1 pseudogene is annotated in these 529 nt (G+C 66.7%); it reads left to right on the top strand.

The window, feature by feature from the left end:
- Nucleotides 1–529 (top strand): annotated as a pseudogene (locus AC6CH8_RS22845) (HNH endonuclease); the annotation flags it as partial.

Genomic DNA, 529 nt, shown 5'->3' with positions numbered 1-529 from the left:
TCCGGCTCCGGACACCATGACGTACCTGACGGCGCTGCTTCCTGTGGCGCAGGGGGTGGCGGTTTACGCGGCTCTTTGCCAGGCTGCTGATTCGGCCCGTTCCAGCGGGGATGCGGGCTCTGGTGTTGTCCCGACCCGTGGTCAGGTCATGGCCGATACCTTGGTCGAGCGCGTCACCGGTACACCTGGCGGGATTTCAGGGATCAATCTGGACCTCGTCATGACCGACCGCACCCTGTTCCAGGGTGACAGCGAACCGGCCCGGCTCAAGGGCTACGGAATAGTCCCGGCCGAGTGGGGAAGGGGGCTTCTCGGTTCGGGGCGAGCCGCAACCCTGAAACAGGCCGCAACTCCGGGACAGGCCGTGGCGAGCCCGGCCTCCGGACCAGGGCAAGCTGGCCCAGATCACGCGAGAACCCCGGATACAGAGCTCACTGTCTGGCTTCGCCGGCTCTACACCGCACCAGCCAGTGGCGAGCTCCTGAGCATGGACTCCAAAGCCCGGCTCTTCCCGACGACGCTTCGGCGC

The sequence above is a fragment of the Paenarthrobacter sp. GQ52 genome, from assembly GCF_059759005.1.
Note: the sequence above shows the minus strand (reverse complement) of the source record. Positions and strands in the feature narration are given on the sequence as shown.